At 55.1% G+C, this 24,467-nt stretch carries 22 protein-coding genes; 16 read left to right on the top strand and 6 right to left on the bottom strand.

What is annotated here, in order from left to right:
* Positions 1 to 68 precede the first annotated feature (68 nt).
* Complete coding sequence (gene ypfH, locus OGV69_RS22215) at positions 69 to 767, top strand: esterase (protein WP_069324473.1); 699 nt, start codon at positions 69 to 71, stop codon at positions 765 to 767.
* A gap of 103 nt (positions 768 to 870) precedes the next feature.
* Here ypfH and OGV69_RS22210 read toward each other — a convergent pair whose 3' ends face one another.
* From OGV69_RS22210 to OGV69_RS22200, 3 genes are read right to left on the bottom strand one after another with little or no spacing between them, the layout of a single operon-like run.
* Positions 871 to 1,068, bottom strand: coding sequence for a hypothetical protein (locus tag OGV69_RS22210; RefSeq protein ID WP_069324474.1), 198 nt, complete (start codon positions 1,066 to 1,068; stop codon positions 871 to 873).
* 27 nt (positions 1,069 to 1,095) lie between these two features.
* A complete protein-coding gene (gene dapE / locus OGV69_RS22205) occupies positions 1,096 to 2,223 on the bottom strand; it encodes a succinyl-diaminopimelate desuccinylase (RefSeq protein WP_038642554.1) in 1,128 nt (375 codons plus the stop codon).
* A gap of 3 nt (positions 2,224 to 2,226) precedes the next feature.
* On the bottom strand, positions 2,227 to 2,583 hold the full coding sequence (locus tag OGV69_RS22200) for an ArsC family reductase (RefSeq protein WP_069324475.1): 357 nt from the start codon (positions 2,581 to 2,583) through the stop codon (positions 2,227 to 2,229).
* Between the two features lie 388 nt (positions 2,584 to 2,971).
* Between OGV69_RS22200 and ypfM the strand changes: the two genes are divergently transcribed.
* Positions 2,972 to 3,031, top strand: a complete 60-nt coding sequence (gene ypfM / locus OGV69_RS22195) for a protein YpfM (protein WP_001386977.1) — start codon at positions 2,972 to 2,974, stop codon at positions 3,029 to 3,031.
* A 75-nt stretch (positions 3,032 to 3,106) separates the two neighbouring features.
* On the opposite strand, the gene acrD is transcribed toward ypfM, so the two are convergent.
* Entirely contained in the window at positions 3,107 to 6,220 is a 3,114-nt protein-coding gene (gene acrD, locus OGV69_RS22190) for a multidrug efflux RND transporter permease AcrD (RefSeq protein ID WP_069324476.1), read from the bottom strand.
* 184 nt (positions 6,221 to 6,404) lie between these two features.
* The gene (gene narQ / locus OGV69_RS22185) at positions 6,405 to 8,102 is read right to left on the bottom strand and encodes a nitrate/nitrite two-component system sensor histidine kinase NarQ (protein ID WP_069324477.1); all 1,698 of its coding nucleotides are present in this window, start codon (positions 8,100 to 8,102) and stop codon (positions 6,405 to 6,407) included.
* A gap of 263 nt (positions 8,103 to 8,365) precedes the next feature.
* Between narQ and aegA the strand changes: the two genes are divergently transcribed.
* From aegA to OGV69_RS22170, 3 genes are all read left to right on the top strand, one after another.
* Positions 8,366 to 10,345 carry a formate-dependent uric acid utilization protein AegA gene (aegA, locus tag OGV69_RS22180; RefSeq protein WP_069324478.1) on the top strand — a complete coding sequence of 660 codons (1,980 nt, stop codon included), beginning with the start codon at positions 8,366 to 8,368 and terminating at the stop codon, positions 10,343 to 10,345.
* A 67-nt stretch (positions 10,346 to 10,412) separates the two neighbouring features.
* Positions 10,413 to 10,988, top strand: a complete 576-nt coding sequence (gene nudK, locus OGV69_RS22175) for a GDP-mannose pyrophosphatase NudK (protein ID WP_006683526.1) — start codon at positions 10,413 to 10,415, stop codon at positions 10,986 to 10,988.
* A gap of 123 nt (positions 10,989 to 11,111) precedes the next feature.
* Positions 11,112 to 12,155 carry a DUF1176 domain-containing protein gene (locus OGV69_RS22170; protein WP_069324479.1) on the top strand — a complete coding sequence of 348 codons (1,044 nt, stop codon included), beginning with the start codon at positions 11,112 to 11,114 and terminating at the stop codon, positions 12,153 to 12,155.
* Here the strand turns inward: OGV69_RS22170 and tkt are convergent.
* A complete protein-coding gene (gene tkt, locus OGV69_RS22165) occupies positions 12,145 to 14,139 on the bottom strand; it encodes a transketolase (RefSeq protein WP_069324480.1) in 1,995 nt (664 codons plus the stop codon). The two genes, OGV69_RS22170 and tkt, sit on opposite strands and share 11 nt — an antisense overlap.
* 279 nt (positions 14,140 to 14,418) lie before the next feature.
* Here tkt and maeB point away from each other — a divergent pair, with 279 nt between their 5' ends.
* The 11 genes from maeB (at position 14,419) to eutG (ending at position 24,369) form a co-directional block, all read left to right on the top strand.
* The gene (gene maeB / locus OGV69_RS22160) at positions 14,419 to 16,698 is read left to right on the top strand and encodes an NADP-dependent oxaloacetate-decarboxylating malate dehydrogenase (protein ID WP_038642540.1); all 2,280 of its coding nucleotides are present in this window, start codon (positions 14,419 to 14,421) and stop codon (positions 16,696 to 16,698) included.
* A gap of 159 nt (positions 16,699 to 16,857) precedes the next feature.
* A complete protein-coding gene (gene eutS, locus OGV69_RS22155) occupies positions 16,858 to 17,193 on the top strand; it encodes an ethanolamine utilization microcompartment protein EutS (RefSeq protein ID WP_003037995.1) in 336 nt (111 codons plus the stop codon).
* 12 nt (positions 17,194 to 17,205) lie between these two features.
* On the top strand, positions 17,206 to 17,685 hold the full coding sequence (eutP, locus tag OGV69_RS22150; RefSeq protein WP_003037998.1) for an ethanolamine utilization acetate kinase EutP: 480 nt from the start codon (positions 17,206 to 17,208) through the stop codon (positions 17,683 to 17,685).
* The gene (eutQ, locus tag OGV69_RS22145; protein WP_069324481.1) at positions 17,663 to 18,367 is read left to right on the top strand and encodes an ethanolamine utilization acetate kinase EutQ; all 705 of its coding nucleotides are present in this window, start codon (positions 17,663 to 17,665) and stop codon (positions 18,365 to 18,367) included. The genes eutP and eutQ overlap by 23 nt, the downstream gene beginning before the upstream one ends.
* 9 nt (positions 18,368 to 18,376) lie before the next feature.
* Positions 18,377 to 19,180 (top strand): ethanolamine utilization cob(I)yrinic acid a,c-diamide adenosyltransferase EutT, encoded by an 804-nt coding sequence (gene eutT, locus OGV69_RS22140; RefSeq protein ID WP_069324482.1) that lies wholly within the window; start codon positions 18,377 to 18,379, stop codon positions 19,178 to 19,180.
* Positions 19,177 to 20,193, top strand: coding sequence for a phosphate acetyltransferase (pta, locus tag OGV69_RS22135; protein WP_038642535.1), 1,017 nt, complete (start codon positions 19,177 to 19,179; stop codon positions 20,191 to 20,193). The genes eutT and pta overlap by 4 nt, the downstream gene beginning before the upstream one ends.
* Before the next feature lie 36 nt (positions 20,194 to 20,229).
* Positions 20,230 to 20,523 (top strand): ethanolamine utilization microcompartment protein EutM, encoded by a 294-nt coding sequence (gene eutM / locus OGV69_RS22130; RefSeq protein WP_003835054.1) that lies wholly within the window; start codon positions 20,230 to 20,232, stop codon positions 20,521 to 20,523.
* A 114-nt stretch (positions 20,524 to 20,637) separates the two neighbouring features.
* Positions 20,638 to 20,925 carry an ethanolamine utilization microcompartment protein EutN gene (eutN, locus tag OGV69_RS22125; protein WP_003038011.1) on the top strand — a complete coding sequence of 96 codons (288 nt, stop codon included), beginning with the start codon at positions 20,638 to 20,640 and terminating at the stop codon, positions 20,923 to 20,925.
* A gap of 11 nt (positions 20,926 to 20,936) precedes the next feature.
* Positions 20,937 to 22,340, top strand: coding sequence for an aldehyde dehydrogenase family protein (locus tag OGV69_RS22120; protein ID WP_069324483.1), 1,404 nt, complete (start codon positions 20,937 to 20,939; stop codon positions 22,338 to 22,340).
* A gap of 12 nt (positions 22,341 to 22,352) precedes the next feature.
* Positions 22,353 to 23,192 carry an ethanolamine utilization protein EutJ gene (eutJ, locus tag OGV69_RS22115; RefSeq protein WP_038642530.1) on the top strand — a complete coding sequence of 280 codons (840 nt, stop codon included), beginning with the start codon at positions 22,353 to 22,355 and terminating at the stop codon, positions 23,190 to 23,192.
* Positions 23,182 to 24,369: an ethanolamine utilization ethanol dehydrogenase EutG gene (gene eutG, locus OGV69_RS22110; RefSeq protein WP_069324484.1), complete on the top strand. Its 1,188-nt coding sequence runs from the start codon at positions 23,182 to 23,184 to the stop codon at positions 24,367 to 24,369. The genes eutJ and eutG overlap by 11 nt, the downstream gene beginning before the upstream one ends.
* The last annotated feature ends 98 nt before the right edge of the window (positions 24,370 to 24,467 follow it).

The raw sequence follows: 24,467 nt of genomic DNA, 5'->3' as shown, positions 1-24,467 counted from the left end.
TCAATTTACTGACATGGTCATTGCGGTTAAGCGGCGTAGAATGATTCTCATCAGTTAAGGAGATCGCCATGAAACATGACCATTTTGTTGTTCAAAGTCCTGATAAACCCGCTCAACAGCTACTGCTGCTGTTTCATGGCGTCGGCGATAACCCGGTTGCCATGGGCGAAATCGGCTCCTGGTTTGCACCGCTGTTTCCGGATGCGCTCATCGTCAGCATTGGCGGGGCTGAGCCTTATGGTTCTCCTTCCGGACGTCAGTGGTTTTCGGTTCAGGGCGTAACGGAGGAGAACCGGCAGGCGCGTGTTGACGCCATTATGCCGGTCTTTATTGAAACCGTGCGCTACTGGCAAAAACACAGCGGCGTTTCACCTCAGGCTACCGCGCTGATTGGTTTTTCTCAGGGGGCGATTATGTCGCTTGAGAGTATTAAAGCCGAGCCTGGGCTGGCATCGCGGGTCATCGCCTTCAATGGTCGCTACGCCACCTTACCAGAGGTTGCAACCACGGCTACGACGGTACATTTGATTCACGGCGGTGAAGACCGGGTGATTGAGTTATCTCACGCCGTTGCTGCGCAGGAAGCGTTAATTCGCGCCGGCGGAGATGTGACGCTGGATATCGTCGAAAATCTGGGGCACGCCATTGATGAACACAGCATGCAGTTTGCGCTCGATCATCTGCGTTTTACCGTACCGAAACACTACTTTGATGAAGCGCTGAGCGGTGGTAAGCCTCACGATGATGATGTGATTGAGATGATCTGAGTAATCACAGTAGGCCGGACAAAACGCGAAGCGTTGCCATCCGGCACTTAATACCCGGTAGCGCTAATGCTTACCGGGCCTACGGGATTTATCGGCCTGGAAATTATTTCTTCGGTTGATCCTTGTTTGGCCAATCGTCGTCGTCCCACTTATCGTTAAAGTCACGATGCGGGGGAAGCTCCGGCTTATTGGCGAGATATTTCTTAGGGTCGACACGCTTGAGATCTTTAATCACGTTCAGCAATACGCCTACCAGAAACACCAACACTAAAATCCACCAGTATTTTGCCAGCCAGTCCATGCTCATTTCCTCTTACAGGAACACTCATCAGGCGACGAGTTGCTCCATGATACGTTGATACATACGGGCCAGCAGTTGCAGGTCGGCGGCATTAACGCATTCATTAATTTTATGAATGGTCGCATTGACCGGCCCAAGCTCTACTACCTGTGCCCCCATGCGGGCAATAAAACGCCCGTCGGATGTCCCGCCTGTAGTCAGTAACTGCGGTTTAATTTCATTATAGTGCTCAATGGCGTTCACTACTGCATCCACCAGTTTACCGCGTGCGGTCAGGAACGGCTGACCGGAGAGCCACCAGTCGACGGTATAACGCAGTTGGTGTTTATCCAGCAGTTCCAGCACCCTGGCTTTAATCATTTCATCGGTTAATTCGGTGCTGAAACGGAAGTTGAACTGAATAAAGAGCTCGCCCGGGATAACATTGTTGCTGCCGGTTCCTGCCTGAATATTGGCAATCTGCATGCTGGTCGCCGGGAAGAACTCGTTACCCTGATCCCACTCGATCGCCACCAGTTCATTGAGCATAGGTGCTGCGCGGTGTACCGGGTTATCAGCCAGATGCGGGTAGGCTACGTGCCCCTGCACGCCGTGAATGGTCAGGTTGCAGGTCAGTGAACCACGACGACCATTTTTCACCACGTCGCCAACGATTTCCGTGCTGGACGGCTCGCCAACCAGACAATAATCGAGGCGTTCGTTCCGCGCCATGAGCGCTTCAACCACCTTCACGGTGCCATTTTTGGCGCTGGCCTCTTCGTCAGAGGTTATCAGGAATGCCAGGCGGCCCTGATGATTAGGATGTTGGGCGACAAAGCGTTCTGCGGCCACGACCATCGCCGCCAGTGAACCTTTCATATCGGCAGCGCCACGCCCAAACAACATGCCATCGCGAATGGTCGGTTCAAACGGCGGATTAATCCAGCGATCGACATCGCCGGCAGGCACTACGTCAGTGTGACCGGCAAATGCCAGGGTCTCACCTTTACCGCGCCATGCCCAAAAATTCTGCGTGTCACCAAAATCCATTCGCTCAACGGTAAAACCTACCGCGCGCAGGCGTTCAATCATTAACGCCTGGCACCCGGCATCATCCGGGCTCAGAGAAGGACGGCGAATAAGCTGCTGAGTCAGCTCAATAACCGGGCACGACATAGATTACACCTCATTAAAAAACTGCGTATAACTGGAATCACTGAAACCAAGCAGCATAGGCTTACCCGGCGCGCAGAGCAATGGGCGTTTGATAATTGCAGGCATTTCAATCATCAACGCGGCGGCTGCGTCCGCAGTAGTGATTTGGCTACGCGTGGCTTCATCCAGTTTTCGCCAGGTGGTTCCACGCGTATTGAGCAGCGGCTCCCAACCTAATTCGCTGATAAAGGACTGTAATAGCGTGTTGTCCAGGCCGTCGACGCGATAATCATGGAAGCGGTAGTCGATCCCTCGTTCTTCTAACCAGCGTCTGGCTTTTTTAATCGTATCGCAATTCTTAATGCCGTAGAGAGTAATCATCTGAATCCTTATTGATGGAATTTGAATATTTATGCCTATGTTTTGTGAACATGAATAATACATATTGTCATTCAGGCGTTATAGAGAAATATAACATTGTTGAACAAGGGTGAATAATGATTCCTGAAAGTTCCAAAACTATCGTATAAATGAAAATCAGAATTTGCCTGTTTGCATCAGCCTGTTTTTCCATCAGAATTGTCAAAGTAGTAGATGATGTATGAATATTTCAAAATGTTGCAGTAAGTCACATAAAATTTATGGGTTTAGCGCATAGTGATCACATATACCCCAAACACGGGAGGATGTAATCACAACCATCGGTTAAATGATCTTCTTTTGATGATGATGATTTCGTAGAATGCTCATAATAATAAGAGAGGTTGTTATGATTGAACGTGAACTGGGGAACTGGAAAGACTTTATCGAAGTCATGCTTCGTAAATAATTTTCTGGAAGAAATTCATATCCTGCAAAGGATAAAAAAAGGCGACTCAACGTAAGTCGCCTTTTTTGTGTCCGATTATTCTGGGCGTGGCTTCAATGGGAAGCGTCGACGGACCAGCACAAAGAACAGGGGAACGAAGTAAATTGCCAGGATTGTGGCTGAAATCATCCCGCCCATTACGCCGGTCCCCACCGCATGTTGACCGCCGGAACCTGCGCCATTGCTGATGGCCATCGGCAACACCCCAAAGATGAACGCCAGCGACGTCATCAGAATCGGGCGTAAGCGCTGGCGACAGGCATGCAGCGTGGCATCAAGCAGATCGTGTCCTTTCTCGTTCATCTCATTGGCGAATTCAACAATCAATATCGCGTTCTTCGCTGAGAGTCCGATAACGGTTAATAACCCGACCTGGAAATACACATCGTTTTCCAGACCGCGCATCCAGGTGGCCAGCAGCGCGCCAATAACCCCCAGCGGCACGACCAGCATGACGGAGAAGGGCACCGACCAGCTCTCGTACAGCGCCGCCAGACACAGGAACACGACCAGCAGAGAGATGGCGTACAGGGCAGGGGCCTGAGAACCCGACAGTCGTTCCTGATAAGACATCGCCGTCCATTCCAGGCCAAATCCGGTCGGCAATTGGCGGACCAGCGACTCCATCACGTCCATCGCCGTACCGGTACTGACGCCGGGCGCGGCTTCACCGACAATCTCGACGGCAGAATAGCCGTTATAACGCTCCAGGCGCGGTGAGCCGGTTTCCCAGCGCGAGGTGGCAAAGGCCGAGAAAGGCACCATGCCGCCGCTATTATTGCGAACGTACCACAGGTTGATATCGTCCGGGAGCATGCGGTATTTTGCTGCCGCCTGGACGTAGACTTTCTTCACGCGGCCGCGGTCCATAAAGTCGTTAACGTAGCTGGAGCCCCAGGCCGTTTGCAATGTGTCGTTGATGTCGTCAATGGACACGCCCAGCGCCTGGGCTTTGCGCTGATCGATATCAATTTGCAATTGTGGACTGTCGTCGAGTCCGTTATGACGAACGCGGGTGAGGGACGCGTCTTTCCCGGCCAGCTCAATCAGCTTGTCGCGTGCGGCCATTAACGCGTCATGGCCTGCGCCGGCGTGATCCTGCAGTTCCATATCAAAACCAGCCGAACTTCCGAGGCCGCTTATGGCTGGAGGGCTGCTGGCGAAGACGCGAGCCTCTTTAATCTTATTAAACGCTTTGGTTGCGCGTTCGATGATGGCGAAGGAGGTCCCGGTGGTGGTGTCACGCTCATCCCAGTCTTTTAAACGCACGAACATACGCGCCACGTTTTGTCCGTTCCCGCCGGGGCCGGATCCTACCGTGGAAAAGACCGACATGATGTTGTCTTTTTCGTGGGTGAAGTAATACTTCTCTACTTCCTCTACCACTTTCAACGTTTGTTGTTGGGTGGAGCCGCTGGGGAGCTGTATCGAGGTGGTAAACATTCCGCGGTCTTCCAGCGGCAGGAAGGAAGTCGGCAGACGCAGGAACAGGAAGACCATACCGCCGAGCAGCAGAACGTAGATCAGGATCCAGCGCAGGCTGCGATGCAGGATCCGGGCAACGCCTTTTTCGTAGCGTTCGGCATTGCGGTTAAACATGCGGTTAAACCAACCGAAGAAACCGGTCTGCCCGTGTTGTTCGCCTTTATGCAGCGGTTTAAGCAGCGTGGCGCACAGCGCAGGGGTGAGGATCATCGCCACCAGAACGGACAGCACCATCGCGGAAACAATGGTAATCGAGAACTGGCGATAAATAGCCCCGGTAGTGCCGCCGAAGAAGGCCATTGGGATAAACACCGCCGACAGTACCATGGCGATACCGACCAGCGCGCCCTGGATTTGTCCCATCGATTTTCGCGTGGCTTCACGCGGTGAGAGGCCCTCCTCACTCATAATACGCTCGACGTTTTCCACTACCACAATGGCGTCATCCACCAGCAGGCCGATCGCCAGCACCATCGCAAACATGGTTAACGTGTTCACGCTATAGCCAAAGGCGTAGAGCACGGAGAAGGTACCCATCAGCACGACGGGAACGGCGATAGTGGGAATCAGCGTGGCGCGGAAATTTTGCAGGAACAGGTACATGACCAAAAATACCAGCGCGATCGCTTCCAGCAGCGTTTTTACCACGTCGATGATTGAGGCTTTTACGAAGGAGGTGGTTTCATACGCCACCTTATATTCCAGCCCGTGCGGAAAATATTGCGACAGCTCGTTCAGGCGGTTAATAACCAGGGTTGCCGTTGCCATTTCATTGGCGCCGGAGGCCAGCTTCACGCCCAGACCGGAGGCGGGATTACCGTTAAAGCGGCTGAGATAATCATACTTTTCAGCCCCCATTTCGACCGTCGCCACGTCGCCCAGTTTAACTTCCGAACCATCCTGGTTAACGCGCAGAGTAATATCGCGGAATTGATCCGGAGTCTGCAGCAGCGACTGGGCATTAATCGTCGCATTCAGCGCCTGTTTGTCCACTGAAGGCGTGCCGCCAAGTTGCCCGACGGCAATCTGCGCATTCTGTGACTCGATAGCGTCGGTCACATCTTTGGCGGTCATCTGGAAGCTGTTAAGTTTGGCCGGGTCGAGCCAGATACGCATGGAGTATTGTGAACCGTAGGCGTCGATATCCCCCACGCCGTTTATACGACTGAGCGGGTCCTGAATATTACTCGCCACATAATCGGCGATGTCCTGCTTATCCATGGAGCCATCGGTAGAGACGAAGGCGATGGTCAGAATATTGGTATCCCCGGTTTTGCGTACCGTGACCCCTTGATCCTGTACCGCCTGCGGCAGCTTACGCATTGCCGATTGCAGTTGGTTTTGCACCTGCTGTACGGCTTCATCAGGATCGGTCCCGGCGACAAAACTCAGCGTAACCGTCGCCTGGCCTGTCCCGCTGCTCTGTGATGACATATACATTAGATTATCGAGACCGGTCATATTCTGCTCGATGACCTGGGTCACGGTGTTTTCCAGCGTTTGTGCAGATGCACCAGGATAGTTGGCGGTTACCCGCACGTTGGGCGGGGCCAGATCGGGATATTGCTCAACGGGTAGCGAAAAAATAGCCAGGGCTCCTGTCAGACACAACAGGATAGCTAACACCCAGGCAAAAATGGGGCGATCGATGAAAAAATTCGCCATTAAAAGGGGACCTCGTGTTTCTGCGTATCGTTATGGGTATGACTTGCTTCACTTTAGCGGCAAGGTACGGGGCAAACGTGGAGAAAAAAAGAAGATAATGTAAATTATCATGCCCGTTTACAGCATACCTTTTGTGCCAGCGCCGTCAGACCTGGATCCAGACCCGACGGCGCTTTGCGGTTCTTTACGTTAGCTTACTGTCGGATTCAGCCGAACGAAAACTGATGCTTACCAGCGTTCCCCCACCGGAGGGCTGCGAGAAGGTCAACGTGCCGCTCAGTCTTTCCGCTCGCTCACGCATAATATTTAATCCATAGTGCCCGGTAGGCTCATGCGGTTCGCCAATGCCGATGCCGTTATCGCGAATATAAACCGTATGATTGCCATCCGGCGCGGTGACGCAACTGACGGCAATTTCGGTTGCGTTAGCATGCTTAATTGCGTTCAGCACCGCTTCACGAACAATCTGCAGCAGATGCACCTGCATTTGCGCATCCAGCGCCAGCGTAGGCAACCGGCAATCGAGCACCAGTTTAGCTGAGGTCTGATTTTGCAGTGTTTCCAGCATTTCATGCAGGGCGGAGGGTAAATCGGCCTGCTGTAAGGTCAGACGGAAGGTGGTCAGCAGCTCGCGCAGTTGACGATAGGCATCATTCAGCGCCTGAGAGAAATCCGCCATAATACTTTGCGCCGGAGCGTTATCCTCTGGAATCGAACGCTTCAGCAGCGTGAGCTGAATGCGTAGATAAGAGAGCACCTGCGCCAGCGAGTCGTGCAGTTCGCGTGCAATGGTCGCGCGCTCTTCCATTAACAACAGCTGCTGAAAATGTTTTTGCGCCTGGTTGAAGTACAACCCGCGTCCCAGCATAGAAGATACGCTGTTGAGCAGCGGGGTCGAGGCATTGACGTTTGGACTTTGCCAGTGCAGTTCGCCGTAGACGGTTTCCTGCATCGTAACCGGCAGGATTTGCATTGGCAGCTCGGGGCTTTTGGTCCCTTCACTAATCCGCCAGTTATCACCGACGGTAAGCTCCAGGAAATACGCGGCGTCATGTTCGCGAACAATCTGTAAAATATGGCGGAAGCAGTACACATCAATCTGACTGGTATTGAGCGCCTGAGAGCACTGATACAGCACCTCCAGACGGCGATTGGCTTCGTGGAGATCGTGGGTTTTCTCTGCGACCGAGGCTTCCAGTGAACGGTACAGCTTGTGTAATTCACTCGACATCTGGCTAAAGGTCTTGCCCAGCAGCCCCAGTTCGTTGGGTAAACCGGTATCCAGCGGTGGGATATCAAACTGACCGTGCTCAATATGCTGGCTGGCCATTACCAGCTTATTTAGCGGCCGCACCACCTGCTGGCGAATGCGCCGCAGGGTAAAGAAGACGAGCGTGAATATGCCAATCCCGCCTGCCAGCGAAATACCAAAAACCAGCATCACTTTGCGTTCGGCGTAATGTTGCAACGCCAGCACGAAGAGATCGATTTGATCGACATAGTTATTGATATTGGTCTGGTACCATTTTAAATCGCCATCGATCAGACGGGCGTTCATTTCCAGCCAGTTTGCATGCAGTCGTCCATAGCGACTTTTCACCGCTTGCGGTACATACCACGCATTCAGATTTTGTAATGCCGACGAGTTTAGCGCCTGCTGGAAAAGTTGGCGGTGGGCATTAAGCTGCGGGCTTTGGCTTTGCAGATCGTAACCCAGACGGTAGCTTTGCATGCGCAATGAGCCAGCAACGTTGATGGCTTCAGCATCCCGCAAGCTGCTGGTCAGCGTGAGCAACGCAATACCCGTTGAGAGAATCGACAACAGCACGATGTAGAAAAAAGCCTTGGCCAGGCTGGCCGAGACCGGACGCTTTACCGTCACTTGTGCATCCTCACACAATACACGTCGCGCCTTGATACAGCCCGAACGATACGGTGTATTTGATAAATGTTAATAAAACGCCATGAAACTGGATGGTAACTGAAACACAATTTCATATGCGATGAAATAAATTGATCTGCCACAGGTTCTGGATAAATAGTTGTGCTTCCTGGGCAAATGAACATTGCCGCTTCCTTCCGTGTCGGTTAATAACAACAGTCATATAAAGAATAAGGTTTTTGCAACCAAAAAAGAAGGAAGCCATGAATCGTTTTATTATGGTCAATAGCCAGCAGTGCCTGGGTTGCCATGCCTGTGAGGTCGCTTGCGTCATGGCCCACAATGGCGAGCAGCATGTCCTGAGCCCGCGGCATTTTCAGCCCCGAATTACCGTCATCAAGCATCAGCAACAGCGCAGTGCGGTGACCTGCCACCACTGTGAAGACGCCCCCTGCGCCAGAAGTTGCCCAAACGGGGCAATCAGCCATGATAACGACAGCGTGCAGGTGAACCCGCAAAAGTGTATTGGCTGCAAATCGTGCGTCGTGGCCTGTCCCTTTGGCACGATGCAGATCGTACTCACTCCCGTGGCTAAAGGAAAGGTGAAAGCGACAGCGCATAAATGCGATTTGTGCCAGGGGCGTGAAGAAGGCCCCGCCTGCGTGAAAAACTGTCCGGCACAGGCGTTACAGCTGGTGACGGAAAACGCGCTTACCGGCCTGTCAAAAGCGCGCAGACTGCGTACAGCCAGTCTGGAGAGTCAGCCCTGGCACAGTAGCGCTACCGATTTTGTTCAGGATGCCATCACCAAACGTGAGCAAATGCAGGCGACGCCTGCGCGTGGTGAGCCAGATAAGCTGGCGATTGAAGCCCGAAAATCCAGCTTTGAAGAGATCTATCTGCCGTTTCGCACGGCGCAGGCGGAACGGGAAGCATCCCGCTGCCTGAAATGCGGCGACCACAGTATTTGCGAATGGACCTGCCCACTGCATAACCATATTCCGCAGTGGATAGAACTGGTCAAAGCCGGGAACATCGACGCGGCGGTTGAGCTTTCTCATCAGACCAACTGCCTGCCGGAAGTGACCGGGCGCGTGTGTCCCCAGGACCGGCTCTGCGAAGGGGCATGCACGGTGCGTAACGAGCATGGCGCGGTGACTATCGGTAATATTGAGCGTTATATTTCTGACCGGGCGCTGAGCAAAGGTTGGCGACCGGACTTAAGCCACGTACAGAAAGTGGATAGGCGCGTCGCGATTATCGGCGCGGGTCCGGCAGGCCTGGCCTGTGCGGATGTGTTAGCGCGAAACGGCGTTAGCGCCACCGTATACGATCGCCATCCTGAAATCGGCGGTTTGCTGACGTTTGGCATACCGGCCTTCAAGCTGGACAAAACGCTGCTGGCGCGTCGCCGTGAAATCTTCAGCGCCATGGGCATTCATTTCGAACTTAACTGTGAAGTGGGTAGGGATGTGGCGCTGGCGACGCTGCTGGAAGAGTATGATGCCGTATTTGTGGGCGTGGGGACCTATCGTTCTATGAAGGCGGACCTGCCGAATGAAGACGCACCGGGCGTTTATGATGCGCTGCCGTTCCTGATTGCCAACACCAAACAGGTGATGGGGCTGGATGAACTGCCTGAAGAACCGTTTATCGATACCGCCGGGCTGAACGTTGTGGTGCTGGGCGGAGGCGATACGGCGATGGACTGCGTGCGTACCGCGCTGCGTCACGGGGCAAGCCAGGTTACCTGCGCCTATCGTCGTGATGAAGCCAACATGCCGGGTTCGAAAAAAGAGGTGAAAAACGCGCGCGAAGAGGGGGCGAACTTTGAGTTTAACGTCCAGCCGGTTGAGCTGGTGTTGAATGCCGATGGACGAGTCAGCGGCGTGCGTTTCTTACGTACCCAGCTTGGCGAGCCGGACGCGAATGGGCGTCGACGTCCGGTGCCGATCGCCGGGAGTGAGTTTGTTATGCCCGCAGACGCGGTGATCATGGCGTTTGGTTTCCACCCGCACGGTATGCCGTGGCTGGAGGCGCATGGCGTTAAGGTCGATAACTGGGGGCGCATTGCCGCCAACGTTGAGAGCGCGTACCGTTATCAAACCAGTAACCCGAAAATCTTTGCCGGCGGAGATGCGGTACGCGGTGCGGACCTGGTGGTCACGGCGATGGCTGAAGGGCGGCATGCTGCCCAAGGGATCGTCGACTGGCTGGGCGTAAAATCAGTCAAATCTCACTAGCCGAAGGTCAAGACAAACCCGGTTTCACGGCGTAGTATTATTTCTCACTTCTCGCCGTGGAGCCGGTATGTCGCAAAAAATTACCCTCATCAAAGATAAAGTCCTTTCTGATAACTACTTCATCCTGCGCAATATTACCTATGATCTGACCCGAAGTAACGGTGAGGTGATTCGTCACAAGCGCGAGGTTTACGATCGCGGCAACGGCGCCACAATTCTGCTGTATAACGCGGAGAAGAAAACCGTGGTGCTCATCCGTCAGTTCCGCGTCGCGACCTGGGTCAACGGTAACGAAGACGGCCAACTGATTGAAACCTGCGCCGGACTACTGGATAACGACGAACCAGAAGCGTGTATTCGTAAAGAGGCGATTGAAGAGACCGGCTATGAAGTGGGGGAAGTGCGTAAACTGTTCGAACTCTACATGTCGCCGGGCGGCGTGACGGAGCTGATCCATTTCTTTATCGCGCAATACAGCGACAGTCAGCGGGCAAATGCAGGCGGCGGTGTTGAAGATGAAGATATTGAGGTTCTGGAGTTGCCGTTCACGCAGGCGCTGGAAATGATTAAAACGGGTGAGATCCGTGACGGCAAAACGGTGCTGTTGTTGAACTACCTGCAGTCGTCGCACCTTATGGATTAACCCTGAGTATTAATATTTCTTTACAAATAGACGGCCAATCCGACGATTCTTATTGAGCCACATCAGTCGCGCAAGGAAGATACCGCTTAGGCTGTGTGTTTTAATTCCGGGGTTGTACCGTCCATGCGCTATCGCGTCATTTTCATTTTTCTGCTCGGGCTGATTCCCGTCCGTTTGCTGTGGGCCGCGCCCGCGCAGCAGGCGTTTTCTGACTGGCAGGTGACGTGTAATAACCAGAATTTTTGCGTGGCGCGCAATACCGGAGAACATCACGGCCTGGTCATGACCCTCAGCCGCAGCGCCGGGGCGCACACCGATGCGGTGTTGCGTATTGAACTGGGAGGGCTGGAGCCTTCCCATGCTAAAGAGAGCGAAATTGCGCCGCGCCTGTTACTGGATGGCGCACCGCTTGTGCTTAGCGGTGAGCACTGGCGTATTACCCCCTGGCAACTGATGACCGATGATCCGGTCACTATTAGCGCATTTTTACAAACCGTACAGGACGCGAAGGCAATAACCCTGCAAAAAGGCGCGCAGAATCTTTCACTGATCGGATTAAAAGCCGCATTGCTGTTTATCGACGCCCAGCAAAAACGCGTGGGGAGCGAAACCGCCTGGATCGAAAAAGGTGATGAGCCGCCGCTCAGCGTACCGCCAGCCCCGGCCCTGAAAGGTGTGGCTGTCATTAACCCAACGCCAACGCCCTTAACGCAGCAAGAGCGCAGTGAGCTGCTGGATTATGGTAACTGGCGCATCAATGGTATTCGCTGCTCGATCGATCCACTGCGTCGCGAGATGCGCGTCACGGCCCTGACAGATGACAAAGCGCTACTGATGATCGGCTGTGAAGCCGGGGCGTATAACACCATCGATCTGGCGTGGATTGTTTCACGCGCAAAACCGTTAACCTCCAGTGCCGTCCGTTTGAGTCTGCCATTTAAAACGGATGCCGAAAGTCGGGATATGGAACTGACCAACGCCACGTTTGACGAGAAGTCGCGGGAACTGGTCACCCTCGCCAAAGGACGAGGGTTGGCTGATTGCGGTATCCAGACGCGCTGGCGCTACGACGGACAGCGGTTTCGCCTGGCGCGTTATGCTCAGGAACCAAGTTGCGATAACTGGCATGGGCCAGATGCCTGGCCCACATTGTGGATCACGCGTTAAGCACTTTATGCGCTTTGGCGACGATGTTATCTACCGTAAAGCCGAAGAACGGGAACAATTTATCTGCCGGAGCTGATTCTCCATAACCGGTCATGCCGACAATTGCCCCCTTTAGACCGACATATTTGTACCAGTAATCGGCAATGCCTGCTTCCACCGCCACCCGGGCGCTGACGTTTGCCGGTAAGACCGATTCCCGGTACGCCTCATCCTGAGCGTCAAAAATATCGGTCGAGGGCAGGGAAACCACACGCACGTTACGACCCTCACCGGTCAGTTTTTCCGCCGCCAGCAGCGTGATTTCCATTTCTGAACCGGTAGCAATCAAAATAACATCCGGTTTACCGCCGCTGTCCTTCAGCACATATCCCCCGCGGGCAATCTGCTGCACCTGTTCAGGTGTACGCTCAACCTGCGCCAGATTTTGTCTGGAGAGGATTAGCGCCGTTGGCCCGTCATGGCGTTCGACCGCCAGCTTCCAGCCTACTGCCGCCTCAACCTGATCGCACGGTCGCCAGGTGCTGAAATTAGGCGTCAGACGCAGGCTGGCGAGCTGTTCGACGGCCTGGTGCGTAGGACCATCCTCCCCCAGACCAATCGAGTCGTGGGTATAAACCATGATTTGTCTGGCCTTCATCAACGCCGCCATGCGCGCGGCATTACGGGCATATTCGACAAACATCAGGAACGTGGCGGTGTACGGCACAAAGCCACCGTGATGGGCGATACCGTTGGCAATCGCGGTCATGCCAAACTCCCGCACGCCATAGTGGATGTAATTTCCGGCGGGATCCTCTTTAAGCGACGTAGATCCTTTCCAAATGGTCAGGTTGCTCGGCGCCAGATCCGCTGAGCCGCCAAGCAGTTCAGGCAGTATCGGCCCGTAGGCGTTCAGGGTATTTTGCGAGGCCTTACGGGTGGCGATTTTGGCCGGATTAGCCTGTAAGTCGGTAATGTACTTCTGGGTCGTTTCTTCCCACTGTTCCGGTAGCCCGCCGCTCATTCGACGGGTAAATTCAGCCGCCAGCTGCGGGTGTGCTTGTTGATACGCCGCGAATTTCTCGTTCCAGGCCTGTTGCGCTTTCTCACCTTTTTCCCGTGCATCCCACGCCCGGTAAATCTCTTTGGGGATCTCAAAAGCAGGATGGTGCCACCCCAGCTTCTGTCGGGTTAGCGCCACTTCTTCTTCGCCCAGCGCGGCGCCGTGCGCTTCTTCTTTCCCGGCTTTATTCGGTGAGCCAAAACCAATCACCGTGCGGCAGATAATCAGCGATGGCTTATCGGTAACAGCCTGCGCTTCCTGAATCGCTTTTTTCACCGCCTCAGGATCATGACCGTCAATCTCATGCACCACATGCCAGTGATAGGCCTCAAAGCGTTTCGCGGTATCGTCGGTAAACCAGCCGTCGGTTTCGCCATCGATCGAGATGCCGTTGTGATCGTAGAAGCCGATCAGTTTGCCCAGTCCCAGGGTTCCCGCCAGGGAACAAACCTCGTGGGAAATCCCTTCCATCAGGCAGCCGTCGCCCATAAACACCCAGGTATAGTGGTTAACAATCTCATGATTCGGCTGGTTAAATTGCGCCGCCAGCGTGCGTTCGGCAATCGCCAGGCCAACCGCGTTGGCTAAACCCTGACCCAGCGGGCCGGTGGTGGTTTCCACGCCCGGCGTGTAGCCGATTTCCGGGTGCCCTGGCGTCTTCGAATGCAGTTGGCGGAAGTTCTTCAACTCCTCTAACGGCAAATCGTAGCCGGAAAGATGCAGCAGACTGTAAAGCAGCATTGAAGCGTGACCATTGGACAGAATAAACCGGTCACGATCGTACCAGGTGGGATCGGTCGGGTTATGGCGGAGGAAATCATTCCACAGTACTTCGGCGATATCGGCCATTCCCATTGGTGCGCCGGGGTGGCCTGAGTTAGCTTTTTGTACGGCATCCATACTTAGCGCACGAATGGCATTGGCAAGCTCTTTACGGGTCATAGGAAATACTCCTTGAAAAGTAAAGCGTTAGATGCGTGTGTTAATTCACACTTTTGGGAAAATTGCGGGCTGCACACGCAAAAAGCATAGCAGACAAGCATGGCATTGCTGGATTAAGCAGGTAACATGGCTGTTATAAGTTGATAACAAATTCTTTCTTTGAATGGCGAGAGTTTGGGGACCTTCAAAGTTTGGGCCGCTGACTGAGGTGATAATGTGCGGCTCGTAGCATGGTTACCCGCGCCACTTTTTTGATCGACACGTGAAAGGAACAACAAGATGGATGACCAGTTAAAACAAAGCGCCCTCGATTTCCACGAATTTCCAGTACCAGGTAAAATTCAGGTTTCTCCGACCAAGCCTCTTGCAACACAGCGCGATCTTGCTCTGGCCTACTCGCCAGGCGTTGCAGCGCCGTGTCTGGAAATTGAAAAGGACCCGCTGGCGGCCTACAAATATACCGCGCGCGGCAACCTGGTTGCGGTTATCTCCAACGGTACAGCGGTGCTGGGCCTTGGCAATATCGGCGCACTGGCTGGCAAACCGGTGATGGAAGGAAAAGGCGTTCTGTTTAAGAAATTCGCCGGGATTGACGTGTTCGACATCGAAGTGGATGAGCTTGATCCGGATAAATTTATCAATGTCGTGGCGGCCCTGGAGCCAACGTTTGGCGGCATCAACCTCGAAGACATCAAAGCGCCGGAATGCTTCTACATTGAGCAAAAACTGCGCGAGCGTATGAATATACCGGTATTCCATGATGATCAGCACGGCACGGCGATCATCAGCACCGCCGCAATTCTTAACGGTCTGCGGGTGGTAGAGAAAAATATCTCTGACGTACGCATGGTGGTGTCTGGCGCAGGTGCGGCGGCGATTGCCTGTATGAACCTGCTGGTGGCGCTGGGGATGCAGAAACACAATATTGTGGTCTGCGACTCCAAAGGCGTGATTTACAAAGACCGCGAACCGAACATGGCGGAAACCAAAGCGGCTTACGCGGTAGTGGATGACGGTAAACGTACGCTGGATGACGTGATTGACGGTGCAGACATTTTCCTCGGCTGCTCCGGTCCCAAAGTGCTGACCCAGGAAATGGTCAAGAAGATGGCGCGTGCGCCAATGATCCTGGCACTCGCCAACCCGGAACCGGAAATCCTGCCGCCGCTGGCAAAAGAGGTGCGCTCGGACGCTATCATTTGTACCGGTCGTTCCGACTATCCGAACCAGGTTAACAACGTTCTCTGCTTCCCGTTCATCTTCCGTGGCGCGCTGGACGTCGGCGCTACCGCCATCAACGAAGAGATGAAACTGGCCGCGGTACACGCCATTGCTGAGCTGGCGCACGCCGAGCAGAGCGAAGTGGTGGCCTCCGCCTATGGCGACCAGGACCTGAGCTTTGGCCCGGAATACATCATCCCTAAACCGTTCGACCCGCGTCTGATTGTTAAAATCGCCCCGGCGGTAGCAAAAGCGGCGATGGACTCCGGTGTGGCAACGCGTCCGATTGCTGACTTTGACGCTTATATCGATAAGCTGACCGAATTTGTCTACAAAACCAACCTGTTCATGAAGCCGATTTTCTCCCAGGCACGTAAAGCGCCGAAGCGTGTGGTGCTGACGGAAGGGGAAGAGGCACGTGTGCTGCATGCGACTCAGGAGCTGATCACCTTAGGTCTGGCGAAGCCGATCCTGATTGGTCGTCCGAGCGTGATCGAAATGCGTATCCAGAAACTGGGACTGCAGATCAAAGCCGGCGTCGATTTTGAAATCGTTAACAATGAGTCCGATCCGCGCTTTAAAGAGTACTGGAACGAGTACTACCAGATCATGAAGCGCCGTGGTATTACCCAGGAGCAGGCGCAGCGTGCGGTGATTGCCAACACTACGGTTATCGGCGCGATCATGGTGCAGCGTGGTGAAGCCGATGCGATGATCTGCGGTACGATTGGTGACTATCATGAGCACTTCAGCGTGGTGAAAGAGGTGTTTGGTCACCGTGATGGCGTGCATACGGCCGGGGCGATGAACGCACTGCTGCTGCCAAGCGGTAACACCTTTATCGCCGACACCTACGTCAACGATGACCCAACGCCGGAGCAACTGGCTGAAATCGCCGTGATGGCGGCAGAAACCGTGCGTCGCTTTGGTATCGAACCGAAGGTGGCATTACTGTCACATTCCAACTTTGGCTCATCAAATTGTCCGTCTGCCAGCAAAATGCGTGAAGCACTGGCGCTGATTAAGGCGCGTGCGCCAGAATTGATGATTGACGGTGAAATGCACGGTGATGCCGCGCTGGTGGAAAGTATCCGTAACGACCGTATGCCGGATAGCCCACTGAAAGGCTCAGCCAATATTCTGGTGATGCCGAATATGGAGGCTGCTCGTATTAGTTACAACTTACTACGTGTTTCCAGCTCCGAAGGCGTAACGGTCGGCCCAGTGTTGATGGGGGTAGCGAAACCGGTGCACGTATTAACGCAGATCGCCTCTGTTCGTCGTATCGTTAATATGGTGGCGCTGGCCGTTGTAGAAGCTCAAACACAGCCGCTGTAATTTCACTTTAATTATTTCTGGCGCGGGTATCTCCCGCGCCTTTTTATTTTCCTTTTCTTAGTGATCCACTTCACCTTTTAAACCTGGTTGCCGAATTTTGTTATTTACTCTGACAAAAAATTGCCACGATGAGGGCAGTTTCAGCGGAGGCGGTGAGCAATGGAAAAAGAACGCATCATTCAGGAATTTGTGCCGGGGAAACAGGTCACGCTGGCGCATCTCATTGCGCACCCTGGCGAAGAACTGGCGAAAAAGATCGGCGTTCCCGAGGCGGGCGCCATCGGCATTATGACGCTGACGCCAGGCGAAACCGCGATGATTGCCGGTGACTTAGCCATGAAGGCGGCGGATGTACATATCGGCTTTCTCGATAGATTCAGCGGGGCACTGGTGATTTATGGCTCGGTAGGCGCGGTAGAAGAAGCGCTATTACAGACGGTGAGCGGTCTGGGTCGGTTATTAAATTTCACGTTGTGCAACCTGACAAAAAGTTAATCAGAGGCGGCGATGAAACGTATTGCGTTTGTCGGTACGGTGGGCGCGGGGAAAACAACGCTCTTTAATGCGCTACAGGGGAATTATTCCCTCGCCAGAAAAACACAGGCCGTTGAGTTTAATGAAAATGGCGATATCGATACGCCGGGAGAATATTTTAGCCATCCGCGCTGGTACCACGCCTTAATTACCACGCTGCAGGATGTCGATACGTTGATTTATATACACGCGGCAAATGATAAAGAAAGTCGCTTACCTGCCGGGCTGTTGGATATCGGCGCCAGTAAACGACAAATCGCCGTTATCAGCAAAACGGACATGCCGGATGCCGATGTCGCCGCAACGCGACAACTACTTCGCGGGATGGGGTTTCAGGAGCCGATTTTCGAGCTCAATAGCCATGACCCGCGCAGCGTGCAGCACCTGGTGGATTATCTGACTGAGCTCAGCCAAAAGGAGGAAAGGGCAGGTGAAAAAACTCATCACAGCTAACGATATTCGTGCGGCCCACGCACGCGGCGAACAGGAAATGTCGGTTGTTCTGCGCGCCAGCATCATCACCCCGGAGGCACGCGAAGTGGCGGAGCTGCTGGGCGTCACTATCCGTGAATGCGACGAATCCGCGCCAACTGCCGCCGCTGCTGCACCGGCTGCGGCGGATGATGGCAAAACGGAGAGTCAGCGCATTCGTGAAACCATCATTGCGCAATTGCCCGAAGGGCAATTTACCGAAAGCCTGGTCGCGCAGCTGATGGACAAAGTCATGAAGGAGAAACAGTCGCTGGAGCAGGGCGGAATGCAGCCGAGCTTTAAATCGGTCACCGGCAAAGGCGGCGTCAAAGTCATCGACGGTAGCAGCGTGAAGTTTGGGCGTTTTGACGGCGCGCAACCGCATTGCGTTGGCTTAACCGACCTGGTGACCGACCAGGACGGTAGCAGCATGGCCGCCGGGTTCATGCAGTGGGATAACGCCTTTTTCCCATGGACGCTGAACTACGACGAAATCGACATGATTCTGGAAGGCGAGCTGCACGTTCGTCACGAAGGCGAAACCATGATTGCTAAAGCCGGGGACGTCATGTTTATCCCGAAAGGCTCCAGCATTGAATTTGGTACGCCATCGACGGTGAAGTTTCTGTATGTGGCCTGGCCTGCGAACTGGCAGTCCTGCTAAGGCGGATGTATGAAGGATTTCATTACCGAAGCATGGCTCAGAGCGAATCATACGCTCAGCGAAGGGGCTGAAATTCATCTCCCCGCTGACGCTCGCCTGACGCCGTCTGCCCGGGAATTACTGGAAAGCCGACATCTGCGCATTAAGTTTATCGACGAGCAGGGCAGCCTGTTTATTGATGACGAAGAACAGCAGCCGCAGCCGGTGCATGGTTTAACCAGCAGCGCTACCCATCCCCAGGCCAACTGCGAACTGTGTCATCAACCGGTGGCGAAGAAACCAGACACGCTGACGCATCTGACGGCAGACAAGATGGTAGCCAAAAGCGATCCGCGTCTGGGATTTCGCGCCGCGCTGGACAGCACCATCGCCCTGGCCGTGTGGTTGCAGATCGAGCTGGCGGAACCGTGGCAGCCGTGGCTGGCGGATATTCGCTCACGCCTGGGCAATATTATGCGCGCCGATGCTATGGACGAGTCGCTGACCGCACAAGCTATCGTCGGTTTGAGCGACGAAGATTTACACCGGCTTTCACATCATCCGCTGCGCTATCTGGATCACGATCATCTGGTACCTGAGGCCAGCCACGGACGTGATTGCGCGCTGCTGAATCTGCTGCGTACCAAAGTCCGTGAAACGGAGACGGTGGCGGCGCAGGTCTTCATCACCCGCAGTTTTGACGTTATGCGACCGGACATCATGCAGGCGCTCAACCGCCTTTCCAGTACAGTCTACGTGATGATGATTCTGAGCGTGGCGAAGCATCCGCTGACGGTTAGCCAAATTCAACAGCGACTGGGGGAGAAGCCATGATCATTGAACGTGCTCGTCAACTCGCCCAACGCTCACCTGCCCGGGTGGTGTTCCCGGATGCGCTGGATGTCCGGGTGCTGAAAGCGGCGAATTATCTGCATCAGCACGGTCTGGCGCGCCCCATTCTCGTCGCCAGTCCATTTGCCTTGCGCCAGTTTGCTCTCAGCCATCGGGTGGCGATGGATGGTATCCAGGTTATCGATCCGCAAAGCAATCTGGCAATGCGCGAAGAGTTTGCGCTGCGCTGGCTGGCCCGCGCGGGAGATAAAACGCCAGCCGATGCACTGGAAAAACTCAATGACCCATTAATGTTCGCCGCCGCAATGGTTAGCGCGGGGAAAGCGGATGTCTGTATTGCCGGCAATCTTTCGTCGACGGCAAACGTGCTGCGCGCCGGGTTACGCATTATTGGGCTACAGCCTGGCTGTAAAACGCTGTCGTCAATTTTCCTGATGCTGCCGCAGTATCTCGGACCGTCATTAGGCTTTGCCGATTGCAGCGTCGTACCCCAGCCCACCGCCGCACAGCTGGCGGATATTGCGATTGCCAGCGCGCAGACCTGGCAGGCAATTACGGGGGAAGAACCGCGCGTGGCCATGCTGTCGTTTTCAAGTAATGGCAGTGCCCGTCACCCCAACGTCGCTAACGTGCAGCAGGCCACGGAGATCGTTCGTGAACGTGCGCCGCAGCTTATGGTGGATGGCGAACTGCAATTTGATGCCGCCTTTGTTCCGGATGTCGCCGCGCAAAAAGCGCCTGCAAGTCCGTTAAAGGGCAATGCCAATGTGATGGTCTTCCCGTCGCTTGAAGCAGGCAATATTGGTTACAAAATCGCCCAGCGTTTGGGAGGTTATCGTGCAGTCGGGCCGCTGATCCAGGGGCTTGCCGCACCGCTTCATGACCTCTCTCGCGGCTGTAGCGTACAGGAAATTATCGAACTGGCGTTGGTGGCAGCAGTGCCGCGCCAGACTGACGTGAGTCGTGAAAACGCCTCGCACACACTGGTTGTTTAGGTCCCGTTCTGGACCCCTTAATGAGAGGAAAACACAATGGAAGCATTAGGAATGATTGAAACCCGGGGCCTGGTTGCACTGATTGAGGCTTCTGACGCAATGGTTAAAGCGGCACGCGTGAAACTGGTTGGCGTGAAGCAGATCGGTGGCGGTCTGGTCACTGCCATGGTCCGTGGCGACGTAGCGGCATGCAAAGCCGCAACGGACGCAGGTGCTGCGGCTGCACAGCGTATTGGCGAGCTGGTTTCCGTACATGTGATCCCGCGTCCGCATGGCGATCTGGAAGAAGTATTCCCGATCAGCTTTAAAGGCGACAGCAACGACATGTAAGTCGTCCATGTGACGCCACAGACTGCATTGCTGGCGTCACCCTCTCTCCTTTTCACATTACCTTCTGCGGAGGGTAGGGGGAGGTTTTACCTGAAATATGCCACGGAGGCGCGTATGAAACTGGCAATCGTCACAGGACAAATTGTTTGTACCGTACGCCATCAGGGGCTCGCGCACGACAAGTTGCTGATGGTGGAAATGATTGATGCCCAGGGTAATCCCGACGGGCAATGTGCTGTTGCTATCGACAGCATCGGGGCGGGAACCGGAGAGTGGGTGCTGCTGGTCAGCGGAAGCTCAGCCCGTCAGGCGCACCGTAACGAATCATCACCTGTCGATCTGTGCGTGATTGGCATTGTCGATGAAGTGGTGGCAGGTGGTCAGGTGATCTTCCATAAATAAGGCAGAAAATCATGAATCAACAGGATATTGAACAGGTTGTGAAAGCGGTACTGCTGAAAATGAAAGACAGCAGCCAACCCGTCAGTGCCGTTCAAGAAATGGGCGTTTTTGCCTCCCTGGATGACGCAGTGGCGGCAGCAAAACTGGCCCAGCAAGGGCTGAAAAGCGTCGCCATGCGCCAACTGGCTATCGCGGCGCTACGTGAGGCGGGCGAAAAGCACGCCAGAGAATTAGCGGAGCTTGCCGTTACAGAAACCGGCATGGGACGCGTAGAAGATAAATTTGCCAAAAACGTGGCGCAGGCGCGCGGCACGCCGGGAGTGGAATGTCTGTCTCCACAGGTCCTGACCGGCGATAACGGCCTGACGCTGATTGAAAATGCGCCGTGGGGCGTGGTGGCCTCGGTGACACCGTCCACCAACCCGGCCGCAACCGTTATTAACAACGCCATTAGCCTGATCGCCGCTGGCAACAGCGTGGTCTTCGCGCCGCATCCGGCGGCGAAAAAAGTTTCTCAGCGCGCCATCACCCTGCTTAACCAGGCGGTGGTCGCTGCAGGCGGTCCGGCAAACCTGCTGGTGACCGTTGCTAACCCGGACATCGAAACCGCCCAGCGGTTGTTCAAGTACCCAGGTATCGGCCTGCTGGTCGTCACCGGTGGCGAAGCCGTAGTAGATGCCGCGCGTAAACACACCAACAAACGTCTGATTGCCGCCGGTGCGGGTAACCCGCCGGTGGTGGTGGATGAAACGGCCGACCTGGCCCGCGCGGCGCAGTCGATTGTCAAAGGCGCGTCGTTTGACAACAACATCATCTGCGCCGACGAAAAAGTGCTGATTGTGGTCGACAGCGTCGCCGATGAGCTGATGCGTCTGATGGAAAGCCAGCATGCGGTGAAATTGACCGCGGCCCAGGCTGAACAGCTGCAACCAGTGCTGCTGAAAAATATCGATGAGCGCGGTAAAGGCACGGTCAGTCGTGACTGGGTAGGGCGCGACGCGGGAAAAATCGCTGCGGCGATTGGTCTGAACGTACCGGAGCAAACCCGGCTGTTATTCGTCGAAACCTCCGCGACGCATCCGTTTGCCGTCACCGAACTGATGATGCCGGTTCTGCCGGTCGTGCGAGTCGCTAACGTCAATGACGCCATTGAACTGGCGGTCAGGCTTGAAGGCGGTTGTCACCATACGGCGGCGATGCACTCACGCAACATCGACAACATGAACCGCATGGCGAACGCCATTGATACCAGCATTTTCGTCAAGAACGGGCCGTGTATTGCCGGTCTGGGACTTGGCGGCGAAGGCTGGACCACGATGACCATTACCACGCCAACAGGGGAAGGGGTGACCAGCGCGCGTACGTTTGTGCGTCTGCGTCGCTGTGTGTTGGTGGACGCCTTCAGAATTGTATAAGGAGTAAAAGAGATGGCGCACGACGAACAACGTTGGCTGACACCCAGACTGCAAAAAGCAGCCACGCTATGCAACCAGACGCCTGCTGAGAGCGAATCACCGCTATGGCTGGGCGTTGATTTGGGGACGTGTGATGTGGTGTCGATGGTCGTCGACGGTGACGGGCAGCCGGTAGCGGTTTGCCTCGACTGGGCCGATGTCGTGCGCGATGGCATCGTCTGGGATTTCTTCGGCGCAGTAACCATTGTTCGTCGCCATCTCGATACGCTTGAGCAACAACTGGGTTGTCGATTTACCCATGCGGCAACCTCATTTCCACCGGGCACGGACCCACGTATCTCCATCAACGTACTGGAGTCAGCCGGACTTGAAGTGAGTCATGTGCTCGACGAGCCGACCGCCGTGGCGGATCTGTTGCAGCTCGATAACGCTGGCGTGGTGGATATCGGTGGCGGCACCACCGGGATAGCCATTGTTAAGCAGGGCAAAGTGACGTATTCCGCCGATGAAGCGACCGGCGGGCACCACATTTCTCTGACGCTGGCCGGGAACCGCCGTATCCAACTGGAAGAAGCCGAACAGTACAAACGCAGCAACGGTCAGGAGATCTGGCCGGTGGTGAAGCCAGTCTACGAAAAAATGGCGGAAATCGTGGCTCACCATATTGCCGGGCAGGGTGTCACCGATTTATGGCTGGCCGGCGGTTCCTGCATGCAGCCGGGCGTGGATGAGCTGTTCCGTAAGCGCTTCCCGGAACTGCAGGTGCATTTACCTCAGCACAGCCTGTTTATGACCCCGCTGGCGATTGCCAACAGCGGAAAAGAAAAAGCGGAAGGAATCTATGCAAGCTGAATTGCAGACCGCGCTCTTTCAGGCATTCGATACCCTGAATCTGCAACGCGTAAAAACGTTTAGCGTTCCACCGGTCACCCTTTGTGGGCTGGGAGCGCTCAGTACCTGCGGACAGGAAGCACAAACGCGCGGACTGACGCACATGTTTGTCATGGTCGACAGCTTCCTGCATCAGGCGGGAATGACCGCCGCACTGGAACGCAGCCTGGCGATGAAAGGTGTGGCGATGACGCTGTGGCCGTGCCCGGTGGGCGAACCGTGCATTACGGATGTCTGCGCCGCGGTCGCGCAACTGCGTGAATCGAAGTGCGACGGCGTGGTGGCCTTTGGCGGAGGTTCCGTACTGGATGCCGCTAAGGCAGTGGCGTTGCTGGTGACTAATCCTACGCAGACCCTGGCTGACATGACCGAGCGCAGCGCGTTACGCCCGCGCCTGCCGCTGATTGCCGTACCGACTACCGCCGGAACGGGGTCGGAAACCACTAATGTCACGGTGATTATCGACGCCGCGACCGGACTTAAAAAAGTGCTGGCGCATGCGTCTCTGATGCCGGACGTGGCGATTCTTGATGCAGCGCTAACGGAAGGTGTGCCCGCGCACGTTACGGCGATGACGGGTATTGATGCGCTGACGCATGCCGTTGAAGCGTATAGCGCCCTGAACGCGACGCCGTTTACCGACAGCCTGGCGATTGGCGCGATTGCGATGATCGGTAAATCGCTGCCGAAGGCCGTCGGCTATGGGCAGGATCTGGCGGCGCGGGAGAGTATGCTGCTGGCCTCCTGTATGGCCGGGATGGCGTTTTCCAGCGCCGGGCTGGGCCTGTGTCATGCGATGGCGCACCAGCCGGGCGCTACGCTGCATATCCCGCACGGACAGGCTAACGCCATGTTGCTGCCCACGGTAATGGGGTTCAACCGCATGGTGTGTCGCGAGCGTTTCAGCCATATCGGGCGGGCGTTAACCAACAAGAAGGCGGACGATCGCGATGCCATCAACGCCGTCAGCGAGCTGATTAGCGAAGTGGGCCAGACCAAACGGCTCTCTGACGTTGGGGCAAAGCCCGAGCATTACAGCGCATGGGCTGACGCCGCGCTGGAGGATATTTGTATTCGCAGTAACCCTCGCACCGCCACGCAGGCGCAGATTATCGACCTGTACGCGGTTGCCGGGTAATGCCTGTAGGCCGGATAAGGTGCTCGCACTGCCATCCGGCAATAACACGGCGTTAATGCCGGAAGCGACGGAAACGTCTTATCCGGCCTACAAATCAC

Source organism: Citrobacter sp. Cc139, from assembly GCF_030334645.1.
Classification (GTDB): domain Bacteria; phylum Pseudomonadota; class Gammaproteobacteria; order Enterobacterales; family Enterobacteriaceae; genus Citrobacter; species Citrobacter werkmanii.
Note: the sequence above shows the minus strand (reverse complement) of the source record. Positions and strands in the feature narration are given on the sequence as shown.

Coding starts and splice junctions, on each gene's coding strand:
- ypfH (WP_069324473.1), top strand. CDS start 69: ATGAAACATGACCATTTTGTTGTTCAAAGTCCTGATAAACCCGCTCAA.
- eutP (WP_003037998.1), top strand. CDS start 17,206: ATGAAACGTATTGCGTTTGTCGGTACGGTGGGCGCGGGGAAAACAACG.
- acrD (WP_069324476.1), bottom strand. CDS start 6,220: ATGGCGAATTTTTTCATCGATCGCCCCATTTTTGCCTGGGTGTTAGCT.
- aegA (WP_069324478.1), top strand. CDS start 8,366: ATGAATCGTTTTATTATGGTCAATAGCCAGCAGTGCCTGGGTTGCCAT.
- nudK (WP_006683526.1), top strand. CDS start 10,413: ATGTCGCAAAAAATTACCCTCATCAAAGATAAAGTCCTTTCTGATAAC.
- eutG (WP_069324484.1), top strand. CDS start 23,182: ATGCAAGCTGAATTGCAGACCGCGCTCTTTCAGGCATTCGATACCCTG.
- tkt (WP_069324480.1), bottom strand. CDS start 14,139: ATGACCCGTAAAGAGCTTGCCAATGCCATTCGTGCGCTAAGTATGGAT.
- eutJ (WP_038642530.1), top strand. CDS start 22,353: ATGGCGCACGACGAACAACGTTGGCTGACACCCAGACTGCAAAAAGCA.
- maeB (WP_038642540.1), top strand. CDS start 14,419: ATGGATGACCAGTTAAAACAAAGCGCCCTCGATTTCCACGAATTTCCA.
- OGV69_RS22200 (WP_069324475.1), bottom strand. CDS start 2,583: ATGATTACTCTCTACGGCATTAAGAATTGCGATACGATTAAAAAAGCC.
- OGV69_RS22210 (WP_069324474.1), bottom strand. CDS start 1,068: ATGGACTGGCTGGCAAAATACTGGTGGATTTTAGTGTTGGTGTTTCTG.
- OGV69_RS22120 (WP_069324483.1), top strand. CDS start 20,937: ATGAATCAACAGGATATTGAACAGGTTGTGAAAGCGGTACTGCTGAAA.
- eutS (WP_003037995.1), top strand. CDS start 16,858: ATGGAAAAAGAACGCATCATTCAGGAATTTGTGCCGGGGAAACAGGTC.
- eutM (WP_003835054.1), top strand. CDS start 20,230: ATGGAAGCATTAGGAATGATTGAAACCCGGGGCCTGGTTGCACTGATT.
- eutT (WP_069324482.1), top strand. CDS start 18,377: ATGAAGGATTTCATTACCGAAGCATGGCTCAGAGCGAATCATACGCTC.
- dapE (WP_038642554.1), bottom strand. CDS start 2,223: ATGTCGTGCCCGGTTATTGAGCTGACTCAGCAGCTTATTCGCCGTCCT.
- pta (WP_038642535.1), top strand. CDS start 19,177: ATGATCATTGAACGTGCTCGTCAACTCGCCCAACGCTCACCTGCCCGG.
- eutN (WP_003038011.1), top strand. CDS start 20,638: ATGAAACTGGCAATCGTCACAGGACAAATTGTTTGTACCGTACGCCAT.
- OGV69_RS22170 (WP_069324479.1), top strand. CDS start 11,112: ATGCGCTATCGCGTCATTTTCATTTTTCTGCTCGGGCTGATTCCCGTC.